General features: G+C 66.0%; 21 protein-coding genes. 4 read left to right on the forward strand and 17 right to left on the reverse strand.

The genetic code is table 11. The features are described 5' to 3' along the window. Positions 1–456: 456 nt before the first annotated feature. From AC1D1A_RS17630 to AC1D1A_RS17640, 3 genes are all read right to left on the reverse strand, one after another. On the reverse strand, positions 457–1,527 hold the full coding sequence (locus AC1D1A_RS17630; RefSeq protein ID WP_230008495.1) for an alkene reductase: 1,071 nt from the start codon (positions 1,525–1,527) through the stop codon (positions 457–459). Between the two features lie 82 nt (positions 1,528–1,609). After that, positions 1,610–2,665, reverse strand: a complete 1,056-nt coding sequence (locus AC1D1A_RS17635) for a 2,3-butanediol dehydrogenase (protein WP_476948322.1) — start codon at positions 2,663–2,665, stop codon at positions 1,610–1,612. Between the two features lie 147 nt (positions 2,666–2,812). Continuing rightward, positions 2,813–4,603, reverse strand: a complete 1,791-nt coding sequence (locus AC1D1A_RS17640; protein ID WP_476948323.1) for an NAD(P)-binding domain-containing protein — start codon at positions 4,601–4,603, stop codon at positions 2,813–2,815. Positions 4,604–4,808: 205 nt separating this feature from the next. On the opposite strand from AC1D1A_RS17640, the gene AC1D1A_RS17645 reads away from it, so the two are divergent. Next, positions 4,809–6,146, forward strand: coding sequence for a helix-turn-helix domain-containing protein (locus tag AC1D1A_RS17645; protein WP_476948324.1), 1,338 nt, complete (start codon positions 4,809–4,811; stop codon positions 6,144–6,146). Between the two features lie 7 nt (positions 6,147–6,153). Here AC1D1A_RS17645 and AC1D1A_RS17650 read toward each other — a convergent pair whose 3' ends face one another. Continuing rightward, a complete protein-coding gene (locus AC1D1A_RS17650) occupies positions 6,154–7,038 on the reverse strand; it encodes a hypothetical protein (RefSeq protein ID WP_476948325.1) in 885 nt (294 codons plus the stop codon). Between the two features lie 33 nt (positions 7,039–7,071). Next, a complete protein-coding gene (locus tag AC1D1A_RS17655; protein WP_476948326.1) occupies positions 7,072–7,728 on the reverse strand; it encodes a DUF6318 family protein in 657 nt (218 codons plus the stop codon). Between the two features lie 199 nt (positions 7,729–7,927). On the opposite strand from AC1D1A_RS17655, the gene AC1D1A_RS17660 reads away from it, so the two are divergent. From AC1D1A_RS17660 to AC1D1A_RS17670, 3 genes are all read left to right on the forward strand, one after another. After that, positions 7,928–8,362, forward strand: coding sequence for a pyridoxamine 5'-phosphate oxidase family protein (locus tag AC1D1A_RS17660; protein ID WP_223915503.1), 435 nt, complete (start codon positions 7,928–7,930; stop codon positions 8,360–8,362). A 162-nt stretch (positions 8,363–8,524) separates the two neighbouring features. Next, positions 8,525–8,998: a very short patch repair endonuclease gene (locus tag AC1D1A_RS17665; RefSeq protein WP_079550431.1), complete on the forward strand. Its 474-nt coding sequence runs from the start codon at positions 8,525–8,527 to the stop codon at positions 8,996–8,998. Positions 8,999–9,144: 146 nt separating this feature from the next. Beyond that, a complete protein-coding gene (locus AC1D1A_RS17670; protein ID WP_476948327.1) occupies positions 9,145–9,501 on the forward strand; it encodes a hypothetical protein in 357 nt (118 codons plus the stop codon). On the opposite strand, the gene AC1D1A_RS17675 is transcribed toward AC1D1A_RS17670, so the two are convergent. From AC1D1A_RS17675 to AC1D1A_RS17730, 12 genes are all read right to left on the reverse strand, one after another. After that, positions 9,498–10,892 (reverse strand): 5-methylcytosine restriction system specificity protein McrC, encoded by a 1,395-nt coding sequence (locus AC1D1A_RS17675; RefSeq protein WP_476948328.1) that lies wholly within the window; start codon positions 10,890–10,892, stop codon positions 9,498–9,500. The genes AC1D1A_RS17670 and AC1D1A_RS17675 overlap by 4 nt on opposite strands. Continuing rightward, complete coding sequence (locus AC1D1A_RS17680) at positions 10,885–13,116, reverse strand: McrB family protein (RefSeq protein WP_476948329.1); 2,232 nt, start codon at positions 13,114–13,116, stop codon at positions 10,885–10,887. Before AC1D1A_RS17680 ends, AC1D1A_RS17675 begins: the two co-directional genes overlap by 8 nt. Before the next feature lie 68 nt (positions 13,117–13,184). Continuing rightward, positions 13,185–13,529, reverse strand: a complete 345-nt coding sequence (locus AC1D1A_RS17685) for a hypothetical protein (protein ID WP_476857119.1) — start codon at positions 13,527–13,529, stop codon at positions 13,185–13,187. 59 nt (positions 13,530–13,588) lie between these two features. After that, on the reverse strand, positions 13,589–14,020 hold the full coding sequence (locus AC1D1A_RS17690) for an acyl-CoA thioesterase (RefSeq protein WP_230007937.1): 432 nt from the start codon (positions 14,018–14,020) through the stop codon (positions 13,589–13,591). 149 nt (positions 14,021–14,169) lie between these two features. After that, on the reverse strand, positions 14,170–16,245 hold the full coding sequence (locus tag AC1D1A_RS17695; protein ID WP_476859698.1) for an ABC transporter ATP-binding protein: 2,076 nt from the start codon (positions 16,243–16,245) through the stop codon (positions 14,170–14,172). After that, positions 16,242–17,975 carry an ABC transporter ATP-binding protein gene (locus tag AC1D1A_RS17700; RefSeq protein ID WP_028275633.1) on the reverse strand — a complete coding sequence of 578 codons (1,734 nt, stop codon included), beginning with the start codon at positions 17,973–17,975 and terminating at the stop codon, positions 16,242–16,244. Before AC1D1A_RS17700 ends, AC1D1A_RS17695 begins: the two co-directional genes overlap by 4 nt. A 308-nt stretch (positions 17,976–18,283) precedes the next feature. Continuing rightward, positions 18,284–20,278, reverse strand: coding sequence for an MDR family MFS transporter (locus AC1D1A_RS17705; protein WP_476948369.1), 1,995 nt, complete (start codon positions 20,276–20,278; stop codon positions 18,284–18,286). A 103-nt stretch (positions 20,279–20,381) separates the two neighbouring features. Then, positions 20,382–20,867: a MarR family winged helix-turn-helix transcriptional regulator gene (locus tag AC1D1A_RS17710; RefSeq protein WP_476859696.1), complete on the reverse strand. Its 486-nt coding sequence runs from the start codon at positions 20,865–20,867 to the stop codon at positions 20,382–20,384. 33 nt (positions 20,868–20,900) lie between these two features. Continuing rightward, entirely contained in the window at positions 20,901–22,637 is a 1,737-nt protein-coding gene (locus AC1D1A_RS17715) for a thiamine pyrophosphate-binding protein (protein WP_476948330.1), read from the reverse strand. Further along, a complete protein-coding gene (gene speB, locus AC1D1A_RS17720) occupies positions 22,634–23,713 on the reverse strand; it encodes an agmatinase (protein WP_476948331.1) in 1,080 nt (359 codons plus the stop codon). The genes AC1D1A_RS17715 and speB overlap by 4 nt, the downstream gene beginning before the upstream one ends. Positions 23,714–23,802: 89 nt before the next feature. After that, complete coding sequence (locus AC1D1A_RS17725; protein ID WP_230007931.1) at positions 23,803–24,144, reverse strand: P-II family nitrogen regulator; 342 nt, start codon at positions 24,142–24,144, stop codon at positions 23,803–23,805. After that, entirely contained in the window at positions 24,141–25,586 is a 1,446-nt protein-coding gene (locus AC1D1A_RS17730) for an ammonium transporter (RefSeq protein WP_476872080.1), read from the reverse strand. Before AC1D1A_RS17730 ends, AC1D1A_RS17725 begins: the two co-directional genes overlap by 4 nt. Between the last annotated feature and the right edge of the window lie 207 nt (positions 25,587–25,793).

Raw genomic sequence — 25,793 nt, forward strand, 5'->3', positions numbered from 1 at the left:
GACATGTCCAGTGGCCAATTCGTAGAGGGAACATGTCCCGGCGGCTCCGATGTGCAGGACGGGACATGCCCAGCCACACATGTCACCGCGGAGCATGTTCAGTGTCGGACCTGCCCTGCGAGGGACATGCTCATTGTTAGATGCGACCAGTGGGCAGAATGGCATTCTGCCCACTTGTCGTGGCGGCCGCTGGGCATGTCCCATGGCATGATGCGCCACGTGGAACATGCTCTCTCGTGCAGATCATCGCGGCACATGTCCGGCAGCGGGTGCGGCCCTGTGACTCGCGCATTCAGTCTCGGACCTGCCCGCGAGGGACATGCTCATTGTTAAATGCGACCAGTGGGCAGGATGGCATTCTGCCCACTGATCGTGGCTGCGGCTGAGCATGTCCAACCGAGCGTGTCCTGCGCGGCGCGTGCGGCGCCGCCGGAGTCACCGCGCCCGCAGTTGGCCCTAGTTCTGGTAGGCCGGGTAGTCGGTGTAGCCCTCGGCGCCGTCGGTGTAGAACGTGGCCGGATTAGCCTCGTTGACCGGCAGGCCTTCGCGCCAGCGGCGGACCAGGTCCGGGTTGGCGATGGCGGGGCGTCCGACGACGACGGCGTCAGCGTGGCCGTCCGCGACCAGCGCCTTGGCTTCGTCGCGCGTGGTGACGATGCCGAAGCCCGTGTTGATCAGGAATGTCCCGTTGAACCGTGCGCGCAGGTCCTGGACAAGCTCGCTGGTGGGGTCCTTGTGCAGGATGCTGAGGTAGGCCAGCTTCAGCGGAGCCAGCGCGTCCACGAGGTGGGCGTAGGTGGCCCGGACGTCAGCCGCATCGAGTTCGAGGGCACCCTGGACATTGTGCTCCGGCGAGATGCGGATGCCAACACGGTCCGCGCCGACGGCGTCCACCACTGCCTGGGTAACTTCAATCACGAAACGAGCCCGGTTCTCCGGAGAGCCGCCGTAGACGTCGTCGCGCTGGTTGGCGGCCGGAGTGAGGAACTCGTGCAGCAGGTAACCGTTGGCCGAGTGAAGTTCGACGCCGTCGAATCCTGCCTCAACCGCCTTGCGGGATGCCGTCACGAATTCGTCGACAATGCCCGGCAGTTCCTCTGTGGTCAGGGCGCGCGGGACGGGGAACGCCTGCTTGCCCTCGTACGTGCGGGTCTCGCCGTCGATGGCAATGGCGCTGGGTGCGACTACTTCGTAGCCACCGGTAGTGTCCTGGTGAGTGACGCGGCCGGCGTGCATGACCTGGGCGAAAATGCGGCCGCCCTCGGCGTGCACGGCGGCTGTGACGTTGGCCCAGCCCGCGAGCTGCTCGTCGGTCACGAGGCCGGGCTGGCCCGGGAAGCCGCGGCCTGTGTGGCTGGGGTATGTGCCTTCACTGACGATCAGGCCGAGCGAGGCGCGCTGACGGTAGTGTTCGACCACCAACGGGCCGGGGATTCCTTCTTTGCCGGAGCGGACGCGGGTAAGCGGCGCCATGACGAGCCGGTTGGGTAGTTCCAGCTCGCCGAGGGTCATCGGGGAAAACAGCATGCGCAGTTCCTTTCGCAAGGGGTTGGTTCATTGGCGGCAACTGCGAGGCGTCTGCAACTATTCCCGCGTGAGACTCGGATCACTACGGGTGGACGATGATCTTCACCGCGGTGTCGTTGTGGTTGATCAGCGTGTCAAACCCCTTGTCCACCAAGTCGTCCAAGGCGATCCGCCCCGTGATGAAGGGTTTCAGGTCCACTTTTCCTTCCTGGACGAGCTTGATCGCGGCTTCGTGGTCGCCGCAGTAGGCGATGGTGCCGCGCAGGTCAATTTCCTTCAGCACCACTTTCTGCATGTCGACCGTGGCCGGGTGCCCCCAGATCGAGACGTTGACGACGACGCCGGCGGGCCTCACTACGTCGAGCATGGTGTCCAGCACCGCATTCACACCGGCACATTCAAACGCCGCATCGGCCCCCGTACCGTTGGTCAGTTCCAGCACGCGCGCCTTGACGTCCTCGGCACTCGGATCGAGCACGTGATCCGCGACCCCGGACGAAGTCGCCTTGTCTTTGCGGGCGGCCGACAGCTCGGTAACGATAGTGGTGACGCCGATGCCTTTGAGGACCGCGGCGGTCAGCAGGCCGATGGGTCCGGCACCCCCGACGACGGCGACGTCCCCGGCTTTGACGCCGCTCCGGCCGACGGCGTGATACGCCACCGCAAGGGGTTCGATCAGTGCGGCCTCGTCCAGGGGGATGTCGCCGACAGGGTGCACCCACCGGGTGTCGACGACGATCTTCTCGCTCAAGCCGCCACCGCCGCCCGCCAGGCCGATGAAGCCCAACCTGGTGCACAGGTTGTAGTGGCCGCTGAGGCAGGGACCGCATTCATTGCACACATAGTACGGCTCCACGACGACGTTGTCTCCGACAGCCAGACCGCTGACGCCTTCCCCCAGCTCCTCGACGGTGCCGGAGAACTCGTGGCCGAGGGTGACCGGGGCGGCCTCGTGGGTGAGCCCGTGGGGGTGGCCGGGCGGCGGGGTGAAAATGGGTCCTTCCAGGAATTCATGGAGGTCGGTGCCGCAGATACCGCACCAGGCCACGGCTATCTTCACCGTTCCCGGTCGCAGCTCCGGCTCTTGAATGTCTTCGATCCGGAGATCCTCGCGGGCGTGGAATCGTGCTGCTTTCATGGTGTTTCACCTTCGCAGTCCAGGACCGTGGATGCGCCCGGTCAGGCGCATCCACGGAATAAAAGTTGGATTTTCACAGCGGGGCCGTAGCCCCAGTCTGGTGGCCGTGCCTGAGATTGTCACGACCCCGTGAGTCAGCGCGTGCGGTTAGCGCGCGTGATGCGTGGGCTGCAGCTCGAAGACCGGCGTCGGCAGTCCTTCCATCCTGGCCTTGAGCTGCAGGGCAAGATAGTTCGAATAGTGCCGGCTCTGGTGCAGGTTGCCGCCGTGGATCCACAGGTTCTCCACGTTGGTGGGCTTCCACATGTTGCGCAGTTCCCCCTCCCACGGCCCCGGATCCTTCGGCGTCTCCGATCCGAACCCCCAGCACTTGCCGACGGCGTCCGCCACCTCGGGCGAGACCAGATCAGCCAGCCAGCCGTTCATCGACCCATACCCGGTGGCGTAAATAATGACGTCGGCATCCAGCTCCGTTCCGTTGGCCATCACGACGGAGTTGCCGGTGATCTTGCTGACCTGGCCATTGGCCAGCTTGACCCGGCCGTCGATGATCAGCTGCGAGGCGCCGACGTCGATGTAGTAGCCGGAGCCGCGCCTCAGGTACTTCAGGAACAAGCCGGAGCCGTCAACGCCGAAGTCCAGGTCAAAGCCGGCAGCCTCGAGCTGGGAGTAGAACTCCGCGTCCCGGCGGGCCATCTCCGCATAAACCGGGATCTGGGCTTCGGGCAGAATCCGGTACGGCAAGGAGGCAAACAGCAGGTCGGCTTTCTCCGTGGTGACGCCGTTGGCTAGTGCCTCTTCGGAGTACAGCCCGCCGAGAGCGAGGTCCATGAGGGATTCACTGCGGGCAATATGCGTCGAGGACCGCTGGACCATGGTGACGTCCGCGCCGTGTTCCCAAAGGTCGGCGCAGATATCGTGGGCCGAATTGTTGGAGCCGATGACCACGGCTTTCTTGCCGGTCCAGTCGCCACCGCCCGGGTGCTTGGACGAGTGGTACTGCTCCCCCAGGAAGGAATCGGCGCCGTCGAACGTGGGGACGCTCGGGTACCCCGATACACCCAGGGCGAAGACGAGCTGCTTCGGGCGCAGGGTGACCGGTTCGCCGTCGCGCATCACCTCCACCACCCACTCCTGGGACGTTTCGTCGAAGCGGGCGTTGGTGCACTCGGTCTTGGACCAGTAGTTCAGTTCCATGATCCGTGTGTAGTTTTCCAGCCAGTCGCCGATCTTGTCCTTGGCCGCGAAAACCGGCCAGTCGTCGGGGAACTTCATGTAGGGCAGGTGGTCGTACCAGACCGGATCGTGCAGGTGGAGGGACTTGTAGCGGTTCCGCCAAGAGTCACCCGCGCGCTCATTCTTTTCGATGATGATGGTGGGCACTCCGAGCCTCCGCAGCCGCGCGCCCAGCCCGATCCCGCCCTGGCCGCCGCCGATGATGACGGTGTAGGGCTGGTCTTCGTAGCCGAGCCTCGCCTCCTGCTCCTCCTTCAGTTCCAGCCAGGATTTGCGTCCTTTGGTGATCTCGTGGGCCACCCCCTTGTCCCGGTTGGGGCCCTTCTTTTCCTCAAAGCCCTTCAGTTCCTGCATGGTGGTGAGCAGGGTCCAGCATTTGCCGTTCCGGAGGCGCAGATGGGCGTAGCCCCGGGCCTGGGCGGTCTCGAAGTTCACCCAGGCCTCGGCATTGGCGGCGTCCCCGGTGGCGTCCTCGGCGAGGGTCCAGTTGCTGGGCTGCACGTCGCCCAGGGTCGCATCGAGCATGCGCCGGATGTCCTCTTTGCCCTCCAGCGTCTTGAGGTTCCAGGTGAAGGAGACGAAATCGCGCCAGTACGAGTCGTCGTCAAAAAGTTCCAGTGCGGCGTCCGTGTTGTGGCTGCGCAGTGCCTCATCGAACTGCGCCAGCCACGCCCCGACGACGCCGTTTGGTGTCTCAGGCATGTTTCCTCTTTCCATTGCTGACAGGGGGCCGCTCCCGTTGCGTGGCGCATAGACCACGCAGTGACCCGCATCACAAGTAAAAGTCGCAGGGGGTTACAATCGGGTTACACGGAGCTCTCAAGCTGTCGGCGGGCGCGCAGGTTGGCCGACGGCGGCAGGGACCCAGCCGGGTGCGACGATTCGAGGGCGAGTTGAGAGAATGAGCATGCGGCAGGGCAACGGCCCCATCACGCATCCCTCGGACCTCAGGTTTTCTGCACCGTCGGAATACGCCCGAATTCTCCGGGCGGCGCACGAAACCACGATTTCTGGCACTCCGGATCCGCACCTCTCGCCGTCGCTTATCAAGTCCTGGCAGCGTTCCCTGGCTCTGGGCATCAATCCGGACCAGCACCGGCCCCTGCACCGGCATGAAGTCTCCGAAGCGCGATCCCTCAGCGCCAGCCATCGGCTGGCTGCGGTGATGCCGGCGCTGTCACAGCTTCTGGCCGATGAGACCGCGACCGGACGCCATCTGCTGATCGTCACCGACCACGAGGGCGAAGTGCTGTGGCGCGTCGGCAGCAAGCAGGCCTTGCGGCTCGCGGACTCGCTGGAGTTCGTGGAGGGCGCCGACTGGTCCGAATCAGGGGTGGGCACGAACGCCATCAGCGAGGCCTTGGTGACCGGTGCGCCGGCGCAACTTTTCTCGGCCGAGCACCTCGTGCGGACACACCACGACTGGGCTTGCACCGCATCCCCCATTCGCGACCCTTTGACCGGCGACATCGTCGGCGTCCTGGACGTCTCCGGCCCGTTCGAATCGGTCACGCCGGACAGCCTGCGGCTGGTGCGTTGCGGAGTGCGGCTCGCAGAGGAGCTGCTGAAGTCGGCCCCGTTTCCCGACGGCGGCGTCGGCCGCTCGGGGCAGCGGTCCCCGGGTGGCGAGCGGGCAGTGCGCGACGGCGGCGCCCGACCCCAGCTCGTGCTGCGGCTCCTGGGGGACGCGCCATCCGCGGCGGTCGACGGCGGCATCAGCCGTCCGCTGACTGTGCGCCGCGCCGAGATCCTGGCCCTGCTGGCCTCGCGTGATCAGGGCTGGAGTGCCGAAGAATTGGCGTACGAGATCCATGGCGATGCGGGCACCGGCGCGGCGATCCGGACCGAGATGCACCGGATCCGCGCCATTCTGGGCGATGTCCTGGAAGCGAACCCCTACCGATTCTCTTCAACCCTCAACGTCGTGACCGACGTTTCCGTTGTGGCCGGTCATCTGCGGGACGGTCGGGTTGCCGAGGCGTTCGCGGCGTACCCTTCAAAACTGCTCACCCGTTCGGTCAATCTGGCGATCGGGTTCATGCGCGACGAGCTCAACACGGCCGTGGGAGCTTCCATCCGGTCAAGCGGTGATGCCCGGCTGATGCTGCAGTGGTGCACGAGCGACATGGGGTCCTTCGATACGGCGACTGCGGCTGCCGTGGCTGCTCTTATGGGGCCGGACGACCCGCGTTGCCAGCTCGTGAATGCCCGGATGGAACGGGTGGACCGGGAATTGCGAGCCTAGCCACGGACTAGGGCGGCGGCGGGGCGACCCCCGGGCAGCCTTGGCCTCGGGGATTCTGCAGACACGTGTCTGCGTAGTTCCTGGTGATAGTCCGCCAGACACTGACGGTCTGTGGCGGCGAGCTGAATTGCCCTTGGCCGGGGATGGGCAGCGGCGGTCCGCCATTGACGGAGTAGGTTCCCTGGAAATGCGTCGTCAAAACCACCGGGAAGTCGCCGGTCTGGGTGTACACGTGACTCGTCAGGGTCTTCTCGCCCCAGCGATCCTGTGGAAGCGGTCCGCCGGCCACCGCTTGCGGGCCGAGAGAGGTGCTGTCGCCATAGCTCCAGGAGTACTGCACGGGCTTAGCCACAATAGCGACACTTTGGCCCAGCATATCGACGCCAAATGTTTGCTCGATGGCCTCGGCATAGAAATTTGTCTCGGCACCCCTGAGAGTGTGTGGGCTCGGCTGCATGACGCTGCGGCCGGCATTGATTGGTAGTTGCTGAAATTTGGTCTGAATCTGGGTGGCAATCTGGCCCAGCACGTCTACGGGTTTCTCGAGATAGACACACCGATCTGGACGAATCGTTGACCATATGGGTGGGTCAAATACTCGCAGGGAAGTGTACCAACGCACGGGCCGCCCATCGCGACCTTGATCGCACCGAACCGCTCCTGCAAGGCAATCAACGTCGAAGTTGTTCTTTGTGGCGTCGAGACAGAGATACTCGAATTTGTAGATGTTGGGGTTTTCTGCAACTGCACCTGGCGCATCCACCCATACGCCAGCGCCTGCATCATAGCGCCAGACTCCGAGTCCAGAGGTGCTCCAAGAAACTTCTGAGTCGTCAGCCACCGCGGAAATTGGAATCACAAGCAGGGCGACTAATCCAAGGAAAGCCGTCACGAACGATCGCCATGCAATACGTCCCGGCATTGCCTAGCTCCCGAGCCGATCGACGTTCTGAACGGCCCAACTTCCTTTCTCGTATCTCGCCACCATCAAGTCCCCCAGCATGGCGGACTCGGAAATCGTCTGCGCATCAGTTCCGTCGGCGTTTTTCAGCGATCCAGCCTGTTGTTGCGACTGGATGGCAACTTGGAAATCTCCATTCGGCGTCTTCACGAAAGTCGATTGAACTGCATGGACCGTAACCGTCCCACCGACTATCCACCTTCCCTCACCGTTCCATTTCTGGATCCCAGGAAAGACTTTTCCGCATAGGGCGCATGAAGGGCTGGAGATCGAGTTGATACCAGATAGGTCACCGGTCTCGTACGAATAGTTCAGGAGCGCGTACCAGTACCGCGCAAACGCCTCCAGTCCTTCCTTCGTCTCCGCCTTCGCAGCTTCCGGCAACTCGGGTACTGGCACGTTCTGCGCCTTGCCGGTCGCGTCGGCGGGCTTGTAGCTGGCAGTAGGTGTCGGAGTTGCGCTCGGGGTGGCCGGCCCTGAGGGACTCTGCGAAGCAGCCGGTGCAGATCCGGGAGGCGGCGTTCCACCCCCGCTGCACGCTGTGGCCGATATCAGGGAGATCGACACCCAAGCGACCGCACAGGCTCGCCAGGGACCGGAAAGCGAAGTGCGAGAGGTCATGGTCAGCTACTCCCCCGATAGAAAATCAAGACGATTGAAGCCAATTTGTGGCTTAAGGGTAACCGAGATCACATTTTGCCGGTCAAAATTATCCACAGGCAGCATGTGCCCGCCCCTCGGACCGGCAGAACACCCCGGCTGTCCCTTGCCAGTCCTTTAGCCCCTAGCCAGCGACGGCCTGATTCAGAACAATGAACCCATGATGTTCGAACACGAAGACGGCAATCCGATCCTTACACTTGACGACGACCAAGCCTGGACATTGATTGAGGGCACAAAGCACGGCAGGCTCGTGGTCACCGTGGCCGGAGAACCCGACATTTTCCCGGTGAACTACGCGGCCAGCGGCCGGAAACTGTTCCTCCGCACCGCCCCGGGAAACAAACTGGCCGAGCTCACCATCAACTCGAAGGTACTCTTCGAAACCGACGGAATCCTGTCCGACGAAGCATGGTCAGTAGTCCTGCGCGGCACTGCGCGCGTGCTCGACCAATCGGCGGATATCGCCGACGCCGAGGCCCTCGGGCTGAAACCGTGGGTTCCAACGTTGAAGGACTTCTACGTCGAAATTACGCCGACGTCGCTCAGCGGACGCCACTTCCAGTTCGGCGAACACCCGGAGCGCGAAATCTAACGCCCGACGGCGGCTGCCGGCCCGCCGTTCCCCGGCCCGCCGTTCCCCGGCCCGCCGTTCTCCGGCCCGCCGCCCCCGGTCCGCTTCAGACCCGCGCCCCGAGGCTGCTGCCCGACGGCTGTTGCCCGGCGCCAAGACTTGGCACCCGCCTAGACTTAAACAATGGCGGACAAGCTGACTCCGGAGCGGCGCAGCTGGAATATGTCCAGGATCCGGGGCAAGAACACCAAGCCGGAAATGCTGGTCCGCAGGCTGCTGCACGCGAAGGGATACCGCTACCGCCTGCACGGCACCGCGGGCGGCGGCAAACTTCCGGGCAACCCCGATCTCGTCTTCGCCGGCCGCCGCAAAGTCATCTTCGTCAACGGCTGCTTCTGGCATTTCCACGACTGCCGGGTGGGCCAGCACGCACCCCAGGCAAACGCCGAGTTCTGGGAAACCAAGCGCACGCGCACCCGGAACCGCGACGCCGCCCAGCGGCTTCAGCTCGAACTCGATGGCTGGGAAGTCCTCACCGTGTGGGAGTGCGAACTGAAGGACCGATCGGCGTTGGAGCTCCGCCTCGATGCCTTCCTCCAGGGCCCTCCCCTCCACAGTCCTTTCCTGCACAGCCCGGCCCGGGACGAGCCCTCCTGAGGATCTTCGCTGAGCAGCAACGCCCCGCGTGTCGCGCGGCCCACCTCCGGTGCAGGCTGAACGACCTCAGCTAATATTCGACTCCGGGGGCGATAGGCATTATTCGGTCAGTACCAACGCGTACTGCAAACACGGGAGAGCGCACGATGCCGCACTTGCTGATGTCCAACGACCAGCCCGAAACGGCTGCTGCGCCAACAGATTCCAGTCCCACAGATTCCAGCCCCACAGATTCAGACCCCACAGTTCTGCCGTTCCGTCGCCTCGGCCACACGAGGCTCCACGGCTTCCGGCCCCGCCCGCTCCGCGGAGCGAACCCGGATCTGGAGCCGCTGCGCCGGCAGGCGGCCTCGATCATTGATGAGGTTCTGGCTGGCACCAGCCCGGAAGAGGCTGAGGTGCGGGAGAAACTCCAGTGGCACGTCGACAACAACCCGGGCCAGCCGGAAAAGGCGCTCCTGGAACATTTGCGGACAGTGGCCGACCAGCAGGAATCCGCCTAGCCGGCGGACCTGTCGATACTGGCCTGCCGGAGCACTTCGCCCCACGACTGCTGGGCAAGATCTGCCACGGCGGCCAGGATTTCCGACGGCGGTAGCGACAGATCCAGCGGGAACTCAACAATGTCGATGTCGGTATTGAGAATTCGGCGCAGCTTGATTTCCCCGGCTCCCGGGTAAACGATCCACGCCGTCGGCACCCGCAAGGATGTGCAGTAGGCCAGCATCCGATAGTGGTCGCCCGAAAGGGACGCGCCGATGTCGGCCGCGGCCTTGTACTTGGCGTCGTACACCATCACGGGCCGGCCGCCGAGGAAGTGGACGGCACCGGGCTGCACCACAATGCGGTCCGAGTCGCGGACGGCCTCGTTCAGCAGGGCGTTGTAGCGCAACCGCATTTCTCCGGGGTAGGCGGCCATGGCTTCGCGCAGGGCTGTTCCCACGAAGTCCTCGAACACCTTTGCCATGTCCACCACGAACGACGCCGACTGCTGCTTGCCGTCGCCGGCCTCCGCCGACGCGTTCCGCAGGATCAATTCGGCGAGCCGAAGAGCGGCGTGGTAGCGGGTGTTCATCCGGCTGGGCCGCCACTGCGGCAGTGGCGCGCCGGACTGAAGGCGCGTCACGGCGTCGAGCTTTCCCTTGAGCTGGCGCAGGCGGCTCAGGACTTCCGGCCGAACCCGCGGCACCTGGGACATCCGTTCCAGTGCGGCGCGCAGAATCCGGTTCTCCGCGATGTCCTCGGTGAACTCGTCGTAGGAGACTTCCAGCGGTACCAGCATGCCGGGCCGGCGGGAAATCTGGTCTGACATCCGGATCCGGCCCTTGACGGTACGGAGGGATTCTTCGACCATGAGATACCCCTGCAGCACGCCGCGGCTCAGCGCCCGGTCAGCGAGCTGCGCCAGGGATTCGGCCAGGGCGCTCCAAAGGTCAGAGTGCTCCACCGCGGCGACAGAATCGTCCCGGAACCCCTGGTCCCCCGCGTAGCCGAGCAGGAACAGCAAACGGCTCAGCCCGAGCCGACCTTTCGGTCGCACCTCCAGCTGCACGGCGGGAGTGCGCACCGAGCCCACGGTCCCCACCGGTTCGACCCGGTACAGGCCCATGCCCATCGGCGAGGCCTTCGCCAGGCCGCTGGCGTTGACGTAGGCGGCAGTGTCCGGATCAAGCCGCTCCACGACGCCGACGGAGAGTTCGTCGAGGACAATGTGCCGGCAGGCCTCCGCCGCGCCGCGTCCGGATGAACCGCGACCTGATGAACCGCGCCCGGCCGGACCGGCTCCGGATGAACCCCGGTGGTCCGAGGCCTCCCGGTCCGACGAACCGCGGTCAGCTCCCCGTTCCGACGAACTGCGGTCCAGCGCTATGGCGTCTCCGGCCAGCCTAGGCATGCGCCAGGCGGCCCAGGAGTTGTTCCAGTCCGAACCGTTCCTCGAGCTGGGCGCGGTTGAGTTGCCCGTGATAGTGCTCCTCCAGCAGCGGCATGAGCTCGTATTTCCAAATTCTGCGCAGGCCCTTAGGCGTCTGCGCGGACTTCTTCATGAAGTACGAGGGACCGATCATGAGGTCGCGGTCCCACTCGTCGATCGCGTCGTTTAAAGCGTCAAGCAGCAGGGCCGGGGTCGTGTCCAGGTCACGGGCTTGGAGGAAGCGCAGCAGCGAGCCCTTCACCGGTTCCGTCTTCGGGTGCAGCTCGATGAAGGAGAAGCGCCGCCGGATGGCCGCGTCCATCATCGCGATGGAGCGGTCCGCGGTGTTCATGGTGCCGATGATGTAAAGATTGTCCGGCAGGGTGAACGGCTCGTTGGGGCTGTACTGAAGGTAGATCCGGTCGTCGCGGTATTCGAGCAGGAAGTACAGCTCGCCGAACACCTTTGCCAGGTTGGCCCGGTTCATCTCGTCGATGATCAGGAAGTACGGTTTGCTCTCGTTGCCGGGCTTGGCCGCTTCCTCGGCGAGCCGGCGCAGCGGTCCTGCCACGAGCTTGAAGGACACCTGTCCCTCGTCCGTCTTGTCCGGGCGGAAGCCCTCGAAGAAATCCTCATAGGCGTACGACGGGTGGAACTGGACCAGCTTGACCCGCTCGTCCGTGGTGTCGCCGGCGAGCTCGGCGGCGAGGTGTTTGGCGAGGTACGTCTTGCCGGTTCCCGGCGGACCGTAGAGCACCAGCTGCCGGTTCTCCTCGAGGAGTTCGGCGATTTCCTGCAGCGGCTCCAGGTCCATGTGCAGGGACGCGGCGAACTCCGGCGTCAGCGGCCGGAACCCGTCACAGGCCGGTTCGACGGCGGCATCCGGCGCGGCGCCGTCGCCGTCCTCGGCTTCCGCTTCAGCCGGCAGCAGCGCCTCGAGCGCCTGGATCACGCGGGTGATGTCCACGATGTTGCCGGAGGTGGTCAGCTGGCGCTGCACGTGGCGGGGCAGGCCGGTGGCGTCGTGTTCCTCATCGAACCAGCGGACCTTGCGGCGGAGCTGGCGGTTGTCTTTGGCATGCTCCGGTTCGCCGAGGACCACGCCGATCCGGACCTTGCCCGAGCTCTGGTAGAGCGCAAGGTCACCCGGCTTCATGACGGTCAGGAAGGCGAAGACTGCGGTCTTGGTGTCCTCACGCTCCACGTAGCCGAGGTGCTTGTAGTCCTCGTCAACGGCATTCTGGACCAGCCCCGCGGAGACGCCGGGGTCCAGCAGGCGGAGGTGTTCGACGTCGAGCGTCACCGCTTCCTCGTCCCGCCACTCGCCCAGCAGCTCGGCGTTGTCGTGGTGGGTGCGCAGGAGCCAGGCGCGGCGGCCGGGGTCGCCGACCTTCCGCCACTGGCTCACCAGCTGGCGTGAGTACCAGTCGATCCGCTGCCCGGCCTGCTGGTCCAGGTGCAGGCGGATCCGGTGGATGTCCGCCGAAATGTCCTCGTCGCTGTCCCCCTTGGCCCCACCCACGAGGGAAGCGAAAGCGTCACGGATCTCCTGCCGTTCGACATCGGCCACCACGGGTTCGAAATAGCTGGGCCAGACCAGGAACTCAATGCTGCGGCGGATGGCCGGCTGGTCATCCGGGGTGCCGGCGACCAGCCGGTGGAAGGCCAGCGGATCCTTGACCGCGGCCTGGACGACGTGGGCCGGCCGCCGTGCGACATGCTGCACGAAGCGGCAGAGCCATTTCAGGTGGTCCCAGATGGTCCAGTTGAATTCCGCGGTGCGGTCCCGGATCACGCCGTGGTCCGTCATGCCCGCGTAGAGCTCGTCGGGGAGCTCCAGGGCAGGCTCCAGCCAGGATGCCGCCTCGGCGACGCGGGCCCGTTTGACCTTCAGCGACTTGACCTCGTGGGCCAGCGGCAGGGACTGGAGGAAGAGTAGCTCCACGGCCAGTTGCTTCGCCCCGCGGGTGGCGTCTTCCAGGTTCTGGCGCAGGTTAGTCATCATCGGCGCCTTGGGATCCGGAACGCCCCGTTCGAGGCGTTCCAGCAACTCCGCGGCAGCCTGGACGGACCACGTTTTGGTGCGGCCGTCCAGGGGGGACGCCTTGCCGAGCAACCCCGGGCCCAGCACAAACCACGCCGCGTCTTCAATCTCCTTGGAGATACCGAGGGCGCGGTGCAGGGCAGGCTTCTTGGTTGGGGTCATACGTTCAATTTACAGGCTTAAACTGAACGCGCCCATTTAACGCCGCCCCTAAACTACCGGCCAGTAGATTATGGACGGGCGGGCAGCAGACCCGGTTTCGCGCCGGGCCGGCGCTTCACGCCGAAGGTGAAATACGTGGCCGGACCGATGAAATTCACCAGCGTGGCGAGCCGCCACATGGCCTTGCTGCCACGGATCTGCGCAGCCGGGCGTCGGCTGATGTCCGTCTGGGCTGCGACCAGCAGCGAGAGTTGGACGATGCCAGCCGAGATGGTTCCGAACCGTGCCATCGGCGAGAGTTCGTTCCACTTCTTCTTGCGGGTGTGCTGCTTGTGGATGTTCTGGTGCAAGGTGTTGCCTAGGTTGTGATGCATGTTCTTGTGCATGTCTTTGCCCATGTTCACGGCGACCACGCCTCCTTATGCGTCGGGATTGTTCATTCTAGGAGCCGTGCCGGGAACCGGAACAGAGGCTATGGGACCGGGTGGGCGCGGGTGTGGGGAGCCAGCCGGTCCTTCTGCTCCGGCGTCAGCCGCAACACCCGGCCGGTTGCCTCGTCCACAAAGGCAAGATGGCTCGTGGCCCGGACACAGTCCTCCCGCGTGACGGGATCCTGCACCAGGTAGTGGATGTCGAAACTGGCGCCCTTAACCGCCCCGATCCACAACTGGACGACGGCGGGCACGTTCCGGTACTCAAGGGTCCTGACGTACCTGATCTTGTGCTCGACGACGAGCGCCAGCGTCCCTTCCGGAATTTCATTGAAGAGCGGCACCAGCGGTTCGGTTCCCGGCAGCCCGGGACCCCGGGGCGGCCCGAAAGCCGCGATCCGTGCTTCTTCGAGGATCCGGACAATCTGGACGTTGTTGATGTGCCCGTAGGCATCCATGTCGCTCCAGCGCATCGGCACCTCCACCTCGAGGCGCCAGGGCTCCGTGGATGTGTTCTCCTCAGCGGGTCCACCCTTCCCGGCGGGGCCCGCGGCTGTGCCTGCGCTCTCCCTGCCGGGCCCGTTCCCGCCGGCTGCGCCGTTCCCGGCGGGGCCTGCGGCGCTCAGCTGTGCACCGCCGTCGCGTCCTCCGCGGAATCCGCCACGGCAGACTCTGCGTCCTCACCGGCGAACTGGGACATGTACAGCCTGTAGTACGCGCCCTGCAGGGCCAGCAGTTCGGCGTGCCGGCCCTGCTCGACGATCTGCCCGTCCTCCATGACAAGGATGGTGTCCGCGTCCCGGATGGTGGAAAGGCGGTGGGCGATGACGAAGCTGGTGCGCTCCGTCCGCAGCGCCGCCATGGCCTTCTGGACCAGGGCTTCGGTGCGGGTATCCACGGAACTCGTGGCCTCGTCCAGGATCAGCAGCGACGGGTTCGCCACAAAGGCCCGGGCGATGGTGATCAGCTGCTTTTCGCCGGCACTGACGTTGTTGCCCTCTTCGTCGATCACCGTGTTGTAGCCGTCCGGCAGCGCCCGGACGAAGCGGTCCACGAACGTGGCCTTGGCCGCCGCCATGATCTGTTCTTCGGTGGCGTCCAGCTTGCCGTAGCGGATGTTCTCGTAGATGGTGCCGCCGAACAGCCAGGCGTCCTGCAGCACCATACCGACCTTGGCGCGCAGCTCCGAACGGCTCAGCCGGGTGATGTCCACCCCGTCCAGGGTGATGCTGCCGGAGTTGAGCTCGTAGAAGCGCATCACGAGGTTGACCAGGGTGGTCTTGCCCGCCCCGGTCGGTCCCACGATCGCCACCGTGTGACCGGGCTCGGCCGTGAAGGACAGGTCCTCGATCAGCGGCTTGTCCGGCGTGTAGCTGAAGGTGACGTGCTTGAACTCGACGTGCCCGTCGGTCTTCGCCGGGAGGTGCTCGGTGGCGGTCTCGGCGTCCTGTTCGTCGGCGTCGAGGAATTCAAAAACCCGCTCGGCGGAGGCGACACCGGACTGCAGCATGTTGGCCATGCCGGCCATCTGGCCCAGCGGCTGGGTGAATTCGCGCGAGTACTGGATGAACGCCGTGGCGTCGCCCAGGCTCATGCTGCCCGAAGCCACGCGCAGCCCGCCGACGACGGCGATCCCGACATAGCTGAGGTAGGAGACAAACTGCATGACCGGCATGATCATGCCGGAGACGAACTGGGCTCCGAAGCTGGCCTTGTAGAGTTCCTCGTTGCGCTCGTCGAAGCGGGCCAGCATGTCAGCGTCGCGGCCGAACACGCGGACGAGGTCGTGGCCGGAGAACGATTCCTCGATCTGGCCGTTGAGCTCGCCGGTGTTCTTCCACTGGGCGGCGAAGAGTTTCTGGCTGCGGGCGCCGATGATGCCGGCGGCCACGCCGGAGAGCGGCAGGGCGACGAGGGCGATCAGGGCCAGCTGCCAGGACACGATGAACATCATGATCACGATCCCGATGACCGTCAGGGCCGAGTTCACGAGCTGGGCGAAGGCCTGCTGGAGCGCCTGCTGGATGTTGTCGACGTCGTTCGTGACACGGGAAAGGATGTCGCCGCGCTGGCGGGTATCGAAGTAGTTCAGCGGCAGCTTGTTGAGTTTCTTCTCGGTGTCATCGCGCAGCGTGCGCACCACGCGCATAACCAGCACGTTGAGGACATAGCCCTGGAGCCACAGAAAGATGTTGGCGACGAAATACATCACCAGCACCACGCTGATGAGGAACGCGAGCTTCTGAAAATCGATGCCGGCGCCCGGCACGACGTCCATCTTGGCCAGCATGTCGGCAAAGTTGTCCTGGCCCTGGGAGCGGAGTCCTTCGATGAACTGTTCTTTGGTGGCCCCGGCCGGGAGCTGCTTGCCGACCACTCCGGCGAAGATCACGTCCATCGCCTGGCCCAGGATCCTCGGGGCAATGACGTTGAGGACGACGGCGACCGTCACCATGGCGAGCACGGCGGTGATGCCGGCGCGCTCGGGTTTCAGCAGTCCCATGAGCCGTTTGGCCGAGGGCCAGAAGTGCTGGGCCTTCTTGGCCGGCACGGCGCCGAACATGCCGCCGTCGGCCTCGCCGGGCGTGTACTCCTCCTCGATGAAGTCATCTTCGATCAGGTCGGTGGCGTCCGTATCGGCAGCGGCCTGGCCGGCTGCGGTGGCCGGCGTGGTGGAGACTTTCTCGTTGGTGCTCATGCCACTGCCTCCGCGCTCAGCTGGGATTCGACGATTTCCTGGTAAGTGCTGGAGCTTTCCAACAGCTCCTCATGTGTTCCGCGGTCCACGATCCTGCCGTTGTCCAGCACGAGGATCTGGTCCGCATCGGCGATGGTAGACACCCGCTGGCCGACGATGATCACCGTGGCATCGGCCGTCTTGGCCTTGAGCGCCCGGCGGAGCCTGGCGTCGGTGGCGACGTCAAGGGCCGAGAACGAGTCGTCGAACAGGAAGACCTTGGGTTCGGTGACGAGCGCGCGGGCGATGCACAGCCGCTGCCGCTGGCCGCCGGAGACGTTGGTGCCGCCCTGGGCGATCCGCGCTGCGAGGCCACCCTTCTTTTCGCGCACGAACTCCGCGGCCTGGGCGACCGTCAGCGCCTCCCACAGGTCCGAGTCCGTGGCCTCGGGCTTGCCGAAGCGAAGGTTGTGCTCAATGGTTCCGGAGAACAGGTAGGGCCGTTGCGGCACCATGGCCACGCGCTGCGTGATCTCGGCGCGGTCCAGCTGGGTGACGGGGACGCCGTCGAGCAGGACCTCGCCCGACTCGGCGTCGTAGAGCCGCGGGAGCAGGGCCAGCAGGCTGGACTTGCCGGCGCCGGTGGAGCCGATGATCGCCACGGTCTGTCCGGGCTCGGCCGTAAAGCTGATGTTGCTGAGCACGGGAGCCTCGGCGCCGGGGTAGGCGAAGGTCACGTTGCGGAATTCGACGCGGCCGGCCTTTGCCGCAGGCGCCACCGGGGTGAGCGATTCGTGGATGGAGGGTTCGACGTCGAGCACTTCACCGATCCGGTCGGCGCAGACCGAGGCGCGGGGAATCATCATGGCCATGAAGGTGCCCATCATGACGGCCATGAGGATCTGCAGGAGGTACTGGAGGAAGGCTGTCAGGGAGCCGACCTGCATCTCGCCGGCATCGACGCGCTGGCCACCGAACCAGAGCACGGCGGCCGTGGAGATGTGCAGGATCATGCCGATGGCGGGGAACATCAGGACAAACAGGGAACCGATCTTCAGCGAGACGTCGGTGAGGTCCTGGTTGGCCGCGCCGAAGCGCTCGGCCTCGTGGGGTTCGCGCACGAAGGCCCGGACCACGCGGATGCCGATGATCTGCTCGCGGAGGACACCGTTGAGCCGGTCGATCTTCTCCTGCATGGAACGGAAGAGCGGCATGAGGCGGACCACGAGGTAGCCCACCACGACCACGAGCAGGGGCACGGACACCCAGACGAGCCAGGACAGGTTGAGGTCCTCGCGCAGGGCCATGAAGATCCCGCCGATGCACATGATAGGTGTGGCCACCATGAAGTTCAGCGCCATGAGCATGAGCATCTGGACCTGCTGCACATCGTTGGTGCCCCGGGTGATCAGGGTGGGGGCACCGAAGAGGTTGACGTCCCGCGCCGAGAAGCTGCTCACCTTGCGGAACACGCCGCGGCGCAGGTCCCGGCCGAACGCCATCGCCGCCTTCGAGCCGAAGTAGACGCCGGCGATCGCGGTGGCCACCTGGATCAGCGCGACGCCGAGCATGACGCCGCCGGTGCGCCAGATGTAGTCCGTGTCGCCGCGGGAGACGCCCTCGTCGATGATCTGGGCATTGAGGCTGGGGAGGTACAGAGCCGCGATGGTCGAGGCCAGCTGGAAGATGACCACAGCCGCGATGTATGGCAGATACGGCTTGGAATAGCGCCGCATGAGGGTAACGAGCATGCCCACGAGTCCTTACGAAGACTGAATTATAGGGAGACCAAATTATGGGGAGAGCAAAGTATGGGAGAGCTAAATAGTGAAGATTATTGGAAGGCTGATTGGAGACTAGCCCATGGGACCGACAGCCTTAGCCACCCAACTCTACGAAAACCCTCGCCCGGGAGGAACATCGGGAGCTCAATATCATCCAAACGGCGTACTTAAGCGGCTGCTGTGGTCTCCCCCGCAACCGTCTCGCCGCACGAAGGCCCCGCAGCCGCCCCTCGGGCGGCCGCGGAGCCTCTGCGGTCCGGTACTGTGAGCCGGCGCTACTCGGTCCGGTGCCGGCCGTGGGTGGCGATGTAGTCGGCAGCCGCGCGCTGCATCTTGCGCTGCTTGGCGAGCTGCCGGCGCAGGGCCGTGAGCTCCTCGGCAACCCGGGCCTGTTCCGCGGCGATCGCACGCTGCTCGGCGGCCTGCTCGTGCACCGCGCGCAGGGCGTCCGCCAGCAGCAGCTGCTGCTCCGCGAGGAGCCTCTGGGTCTGGAGCATCACAGGTACGACGTCGGCGGCTTCGGGCCGGTCCTCGGCCACCAAGGTCCGGGTCCGCTGGCGGGCGGCATCGGGGAAGCGGGATTCGGCGCGCTCCCGGCTGAGCACCTCGATGAATTCCCGGTCCAGGTCAACGATGCCGGTTCCGGCGGGCGAAGCTTCCTCGGCGGCGTCGTTCCCTGTGTAACCCGTGTTCCCCAGAGCCGGGGCCGTGGCACCGGCCATCGCGGCCATCCCGGCATCCGGGGCGTCCCCTGCGAGTTCGGCGGGTTCCGGCCGGACGTCGACGGTGCGGCGCAGCGGGCGTTCCTTGATGAACAGGATGGCCACCAGCGCCACGAGTCCGACGACTGCGGAGATCAGGAAGACCTCGGCGATCGCGTCGCCGTAGGCGGCACGCATGATGTCGCGGATCGGTGCCGGCATGTCCTTGAGGTCCATGCTGGCCCCCGCGGATCCGGCGGGAACCTGGATGCCGGCCGAAGCCAGCCCCTCCACGACGAGCTCCTTGACCCGGTTGCCCAGCACGGCGCCGAGGACCGATACGCCGATCGCACCGCCGACGGACCGGAAGAAGGCCACAGAGGCGCTGGCCGTGCCGATGTCCTTGGCCTGGACCGTGTTCTGGACGGCGAGGACGAGGTTCTGCATCAGCAGGCCCAGGCCGACGCCGAGGATGGCGGTGTAGATACCGGTCATCCACAGGTCAGTGGTGTGGTCCATGCTGCCGGCCAGGCCCAGGCCGCCGATCAGCAGGATGGCGCCGGCCACGAGGTACCGCTTCCACTTGCCGGTGCGGCTGATCAGCATGCCGGAGGCGACCGACCCGATGAGGTTGCCGGCGATCATGGGCAGCGTGAGCAGGCCGGCCTCGGTGGGGGTGGCGCCGCGTGCCACCTGGAAGTACTGGCCAAGGAAGGTCGAGGAGCCGAACATGCCCACTCCGACGGCCACCGAGGCGAGGATTGCGAGGGCGGTGGTCCGCTCAGAGATGATCTTGAGCGGGATGATGGGCTGGGCGACCTTGGATTCCACCAGCACGAGCAGGCCAAGGAGCACGATGCCGCCGCCCACCATGGCGACCGTCTGCCACGACCACCAGTCGTAGTAGTCGGGATTGCCGGCGAAGGAGACCCAGATGAGCAGCAGGCTGACGCCGGAGGTCAACAGGATGGAGCCGAGCCAGTCGATCTTGGCGGGGCGCTTGACGTGCTGGATCTTGAGGGTGACCTGCAGCAGGATGAGCGCGACCACGGCGAGCGGGACGCAGACGAAGAAGGTCCAGCGCCACCCCAGCGGGCTGTCGACAATGAAGCCGCCGAGCAGCGGGCCGCCTGCCGTGCCCACGGCCATGACGCCGCCCATGTAGCCGGAGTACTTTCCGCGGTCGCGCGGCGGAATCATGGAGCCGATGATGGCCTGGGCCAGGGCGGTGAGGCCGCCCATGGCGATGCCCTGGATGACACGGGCGGTCAGCAGCAGCGGGATGGTCTCGGACAGGCCGGCCATAACGGAGCCCGCCACGAAGATCACGATGCTCAGCTGGACGAGGACCTTCTTGTTGAAGAGGTCCGCGAGCTTGCCCCAGATCGGGGTGGTTGCCGCGTTGGCCAGGAGCGCGGCGGTGATCACCCAGGCGAAGTCCGTCTGGGTGCCCTTGAGTTCGGACATGATGGTGGGCAGCGCGTTGGCGACGATCGTGCTGCTCAGGATGGCGGTGAAGAACGCCGCCAGCAGCCCGGTGAGGGCCTCCATGATCTGGCGGTGGGTCATCGCCACAGGTTCTGCGGCGGTCTGGGATGCGCGGGATGCCCCCTGCGGAACGTCCGACGGGGCCGGGGACGGCCCTGTGGCGGCGGCGTGGCTAGCCATATATCTACTCCTCAACAATTTCGGTCGTATTCGTGGGTCCGGCCGTCGTTGCCCGGGCTGAGGTCCTGAGGGACTCAGCAAGTTTTTCGAGGGTGCGCGCCGTCAGTTCGACGTCGTCCTGGCTCCAGTCCTGCAGCAGGTCCTGGATGGTGGCCGTCCGCTGGTCCTCGATGAGACGCAGTTTCTCCGTGCCGGCGGCAGACAGGGCGATCAGCTGCGCGCGGCCGTCTTCCGGGTCCGGCCGGCGGACCACATAGCCGTGCTCTTCGAGGTCGGCGATGTGCCGGCTGAGGACCGGGGCGCTGACGCCGAGCCGCTCCGCAAGATGCGTGGCCCGGGATTCGCCCTCCCCCACAAAGCGCAGAACGCCTTGAAGCGCCACTCCGGTGTCCTGCCCGCGCAGGCTGGCGGCGGCAACGCAACGGACCGCGCGCTGCAGATCGAAGATCTGGTAAACGAGTCTGGCTGCAGCGTTGGATTCAACTGACATGATGGACACCCCTCTTTTGTTTGCCCTAGGCAACTATATACGAAAATGGTTACTTCGGGAAACTAACTCTCTCGTGGGAGGTGCCGCGCGGCCTCGGAAGACCCTTAAATAGCAAACGCGGACCGGCCGGGTCTGCCCCTCGCGGTGAGGGGCAGACCCGTCCGCGGCGAAGCCCGCCTTCAGGGCGTCCCCGACGTCCTCCGGGGCAACCCGGACGGCCGGGACGCCGAAGGACTCTGCCAGCTTGACGAAGTCGGGGCGGGCGAGCTCAGTGGCCGTGGCCTTGCCGAAGGCGCCGACCATGTATTCGCGCAGGATGCCGTAGCCGCCGTCGTCCACAATGAGCCAGGTGACCGGGACGTTGTGCTGCTTGGCGGTGGCGAGCTCGGAGATGGAGTACATCGCCGAGCCGTCGCCGGAGACGGCCAGCACTCTGGCGTGTCCGGCAGGTGCGCCGGCGGATGCGCCGGTGGTTTCGAGCCCGACGGCGCCGCCGATCGCCGCGGGGAAGCCGAAGCCCAGCCCGCCGGCGCCCTGCGCGGAGTGGAACTGGCCGTCGCGGGCATCCCAGCAGCTCCAGCCCCAGTAGGCCGAGATGGTCATGTCCCAGAACGTCTGCATGGCCGCGGGAACGGCCTCGCGGATGTCGGCCATGAACTTCAGTTCCTTGCCGAGGTCCTGGGACTCGAGCCGGGCCTTGACCTTGGCCAGGGTGTCCTTGACGAGTACCTCGGGAGCCGTGCCGTGCCAGTCGGCACGTTCGCCGTGCGGTTCAGTCAGGGCGGCGTCGAGGGCGRCCAGGGCCTGGCCGGCGTCCGCCCGGATGCCCAGTCCCGGGCGGTTGGACTCCAGGACGCGGGGCTCGGCGTCGATCTGGATGATCCGGCCGCGCGGTTCAAAGGTGAAGTAGTTGGAGGTGACCTCGCCCAGGGAGGAGCCGATGACGATCAACACGTCGGCGTCCTCGAGCACCTCCGTCATGTACTGGTCCTCGATCCAGGACTGCAGGGAGAGCTCATGGTTCCACGGGAACGCGCCGTTGCCGCCCGGGGTGCAGATGACCGGCGCCCGCAGCTTCTCCGCAATCGAGAGCAGCGACTTTTCGGCATGGCCCCGGCGGGTGCCGCCGCCGGCGATGATGGCGGGACGTTCCGCCGTCGATAGCCATTTCACGGCTTCGCGAACCAGCTCCACGCGGGGCGGGTTGTCAGCCGCTTCGGCGAGGGCGTCCTCCACGGGAGGCACCATGATGGGGTCCAGCAGGACGTTCTGCGGGATTTCGAGCCACACGGGGCCCTGCGGCGAGGAGATCGCCTCGGTCCAGGCATCCTGGATGGCCGAGGGGATGCCGGAGGCGTGCTGGATCAGCCGCTGGGACTTGGTGACGTTCGCGGCCGAGGCCTTCTGGTCATCGAGCTGGTGCAGCATGCCCTTGCGCCGGGCGCCAAGGCCCTCGAGCGGGATCTGGCTGGCCACGACCACCATGGGAACGCCGGTAGCGTAGGCCTCCTGCAGCCCGGCCAGGGACGTCAGCGCGCCCGGGCCGGTGGACAGGAACAGCACGCCGACTTCGCCGGTGGCGCGGGAGTAGCCGTCGGCGGCGAAGGCCGAGTTGTTCTCGACCCGGGAGGAGACGAAGTGCAGGTTCCCGCGGCCCATCGCGTCGAACAGGCCCAGGGCGTGCTGGCCCGGGATGCCGAAGACCGTCTTGGCGCCGAGTGCCTCAAGGGTTTCGACGACGAGGTCCCCGCCGTTGCGCACGCCGGTCATCGCGAAGCCACCGGCGAAGCCACAAAGGAGCTGAAGCCGGCGGGTCGGCGGGATTCCTGGCCGAGGGCCTGGGCAGCGTAGCCGTTCGGGGCGCCGAAGCGGTCCCCTTCGACGGCGCGGTCCGCCATCAGTGTTACGAGTTCGTAGGCGACGTGGCTTGCCGCCACGCCTGTGATCTCGGCGTGGTCGTAGGCCGGGGCGACCTCGACGACGTCGGCACCGACGAGGTTCATGCCGCGGAACCCGCGGATGATTTCCAGCAGCTCGCGGCTCGTGATGCCGCCGGCTTCCGGCGTGCCGGTGCCCGGGGCGTGCGCGGGGTCAAGGACGTCGATGTCCACTGAGATATAGAGCGGGCGGTTGCCGATCCGGTCCCGGACCTTGGCGACCGTCTCCAGGACGCCCTGGTAGTAGACGTCGGCGGAGGTGACGATGCCGAAGCCGAAGCGGTGGTCGTCGTCGAGGTCCTTCTTGCCGTAGAGCGGACCGCGGGTTCCGATGTGGCTGATGGCCTCGGTGTCCAGGATGCCTTCCTCGACGGCGCGGCGGAAGGGTGTGCCGTGGGTGTACTCGGCGCCGAAGTAGGTGTCCCAGGTGTCCAGGTGCGCGTCGAAGTGCAGCATGGCTATGGGGCCGCCGGCGCGCTCGGCGGCGGCGCGCAACAGCGGCAAGGCGATGGTGTGGTCGCCGCCGAGGGTGACGAGCTTGCTGCCGGACGCCGTCAGGTCCAAGGCGTTCTGCTGGATGGTTTCGATGGCGTCGTTGATGTTGAAGGGGTTGACCGCCATGTCGCCGGCGTCGGCAACCTGGATGTTCTCGAAGGGGCTGACGTCCCAGGCCGGGTTGTACGGCCGCAGCAGGCGGCTGGCCTCGCGGATGTGGTTGGCCCCGAAGCGGGCGCCGGGGCGGTAGGAGACGCCGGTGTCGAACGGCACGCCGACCACCGTGACGTCTGCCTTGGCCACCTGGTCCAGGCGCGGCAGGCGGGCATACGTGGCAGCCCCGGCGTAGCGTGGGACGCGGGATGAATCGATGGGGCCAAGGTTGCCATTGGCCTCGATGCGCAGCTCTTCCAAAAGAAGCCTCTCCTTCGAGGATTGACCGACGGTTGTGACAGCCATCATACACTCGAAGTTTCGTATTGCGCATCAGTTGTTTACCAACCTCAGGCGATGGCCGACGCGCCCCGCTCCCCCGTGCGGACGCGGACGGCGTCGCGCACCTCGATAATCCAGATCTTGCCATCGCCGAAGCGGCCCGTGCGCCCGCCCTCTTCAATGGCAGCCATGACGGCGCCGAGGGCGCCCTCGTCGACCAGGACTTCGAGCCGCACCTTGGGCAGCAGGTCCGAGCTGTATTCAGCGCCCCGGTACACCTCGGTATGGCCCCGCTGCCGGCCGTAGCCGCTGGCCTGGCTCACGGTCAGGCCGTTGACCCCGGCCCGCTCCAGGGCCGCGCTAACGGCCGCGACCCGCTCCGGCCGCACAATCGCCGTGACGAGCTTCATGACGACACCCTGCCGCGGACGGCCTCACCCTCGGCCTCGGCTTTGGTCCCGGCTGGGGCTTCGGCCGGGGTCCCGGCGTGGGCCGTCGCGTGGGCCTCGGCCGCATCAGTCCGGGCATGCGGGTCACCGGGGTGGAAGCTGCCGCCGACCATGAGGAGCTCATACGCCGTTTCGGCGTGCTCCGTCACGTCAATGCCGGAGAGCTCGTCGGCTTCGGAAACGCGCATGCCTATGCTCTTGTGGATCGCGAAGCCAATCAGTGTGGTCATGGCGGCGCTCCATGCCGTGACGATCAGGGCGGTGAGAATCTGTGGCCAGAACTGCGCCAGGCCGCCGCCGTAGAACAGGCCGCCGGCCGTCTTGGTGGACGGAAGCGCGAAAAATCCGAGGGCCAGGGTCCCCCACAGGCCGCCGACGAAGTGCACGGCCACGACGTCCAGGGAGTCGTCGAGTCCGATCTTGAATTTCAGCCCGACGGCGAGCGCGCAGACGGCCCCGGCGATCGCGCCGATCAGGATGGCGCCGATGGGGTCGATGAATCCGCAGGCCGGGGTGACTGCCACGAGTCCCGCGACGGCTCCCGAGGCGGCGCCGAGCGAGGTGGCATGCCCGTCGCGCAGCCGCTCCACGAGCAGCCAGCCCAGCAGGGCGGCGCTGGTGGCGAGCAGCGTGTTGGTCCAGGCCAGGGCGGCCGTGGCGTCGGCGGCGAGTTCCGAGCCGGCGTTGAAGCCGAACCAGCCGAACCAGAGCAGCCCTGCGCCGAGCATCACGAACGGCAGGTTGTGCGGGCGGATGTTGGGGTCTTTCATGAAGCCGAGCCGCTTGCCCAGAACCACGGCAAGCATCAGTCCGGCAATGCCGGCGTTCATGTGGACCACCGTGCCGCCGGCGAAGTCGAGGGCCGAGATCTTGCTGCCGATGATGCCGTTAGGTCCGAAAATGCCGCCGCCCCAGACCCAGTGCGCGATCGGCGCGTAAACGAGCGTGACCCAAAGGGCGGCAAAGAGGAGCCAGGGGCCGAACCTGACGCGCTCGGCCACCGCGCCGCTGATCAGTGCGACGGTGATGATGGCGAACGTGGCCTGGAAGCCGACGAAGATCATGTCCGGCAGGCCTGCCGCCTTGGAGCCGATGCTGGTGGTCAGCCCGCTCAGGCCGAAGTTGGTGAAGGGATCCCCGACGAAGCCGCCCAGCGCATCCGGACCGAAGGCCAGGCCATAGCCCCACAGGGCCCAGACGACGGCCACCACGCCCATGGCGCCGAAGCTCATCATCATGATGTTGAGGACGGACTTCATTCTGACGAGCCCGCCGTAGAAGAACGCAAGCCCGGGGGTCATCAGGAGGACCAGAGCGGACGCCGTGAGCATCCACGCGGTCGATCCGGGGTCAAGGACCTGCGGATCTGTTGCCATTCCTACTGCAAGCACAGAGAACTTCATAGCGGGAGCCTTCCTCGAGTGCCGGCGCTGCGAGGGCGCCGATGCGGCGAGACCATGTGATGTTTGGGACTGACGAGCGTCCCCCCGCCGTTGACGCTACTCACGGCGTGTTTCGGGAAGGCTTTCCCATTCTTGCGGGCACGTTACGTGCCGGCTCCGGGCATTAAATTGCCGTTTCCGGCAGATTGCCGGGATGTGACGTACATC

The organism is Arthrobacter sp. P1_B9, assembly GCF_056406495.1.

Coding starts and splice junctions, on each gene's coding strand:
- AC1D1A_RS17630 (WP_230008495.1), bottom strand. CDS start 1,527: ATGCTGTTTTCCCCGATGACCCTCGGCGAGCTGGAACTACCCAACCGG.
- AC1D1A_RS17635 (WP_476948322.1), bottom strand. CDS start 2,665: ATGAAAGCAGCACGATTCCACGCCCGCGAGGATCTCCGGATCGAAGAC.
- AC1D1A_RS17640 (WP_476948323.1), bottom strand. CDS start 4,603: ATGCCTGAGACACCAAACGGCGTCGTCGGGGCGTGGCTGGCGCAGTTC.
- AC1D1A_RS17645 (WP_476948324.1), top strand. CDS start 4,809: ATGCGGCAGGGCAACGGCCCCATCACGCATCCCTCGGACCTCAGGTTT.
- AC1D1A_RS17655 (WP_476948326.1), bottom strand. CDS start 7,728: ATGACCTCTCGCACTTCGCTTTCCGGTCCCTGGCGAGCCTGTGCGGTC.
- AC1D1A_RS17660 (WP_223915503.1), top strand. CDS start 7,928: ATGATGTTCGAACACGAAGACGGCAATCCGATCCTTACACTTGACGAC.
- AC1D1A_RS17665 (WP_079550431.1), top strand. CDS start 8,525: ATGGCGGACAAGCTGACTCCGGAGCGGCGCAGCTGGAATATGTCCAGG.
- AC1D1A_RS17670 (WP_476948327.1), top strand. CDS start 9,145: ATGCCGCACTTGCTGATGTCCAACGACCAGCCCGAAACGGCTGCTGCG.
- AC1D1A_RS17675 (WP_476948328.1), bottom strand. CDS start 10,892: ATGCCTAGGCTGGCCGGAGACGCCATAGCGCTGGACCGCAGTTCGTCG.
- AC1D1A_RS17680 (WP_476948329.1), bottom strand. CDS start 13,116: ATGACCCCAACCAAGAAGCCTGCCCTGCACCGCGCCCTCGGTATCTCC.
- AC1D1A_RS17690 (WP_230007937.1), bottom strand. CDS start 14,020: ATGCGCTGGAGCGACATGGATGCCTACGGGCACATCAACAACGTCCAG.
- AC1D1A_RS17695 (WP_476859698.1), bottom strand. CDS start 16,245: ATGAGCACCAACGAGAAAGTCTCCACCACGCCGGCCACCGCAGCCGGC.
- AC1D1A_RS17700 (WP_028275633.1), bottom strand. CDS start 17,975: ATGCTCGTTACCCTCATGCGGCGCTATTCCAAGCCGTATCTGCCATAC.
- AC1D1A_RS17705 (WP_476948369.1), bottom strand. CDS start 20,278: ATGACCCACCGCCAGATCATGGAGGCCCTCACCGGGCTGCTGGCGGCG.
- AC1D1A_RS17710 (WP_476859696.1), bottom strand. CDS start 20,867: ATGTCAGTTGAATCCAACGCTGCAGCCAGACTCGTTTACCAGATCTTC.
- AC1D1A_RS17725 (WP_230007931.1), bottom strand. CDS start 24,144: ATGAAGCTCGTCACGGCGATTGTGCGGCCGGAGCGGGTCGCGGCCGTT.
- AC1D1A_RS17730 (WP_476872080.1), bottom strand. CDS start 25,586: ATGAAGTTCTCTGTGCTTGCAGTAGGAATGGCAACAGATCCGCAGGTC.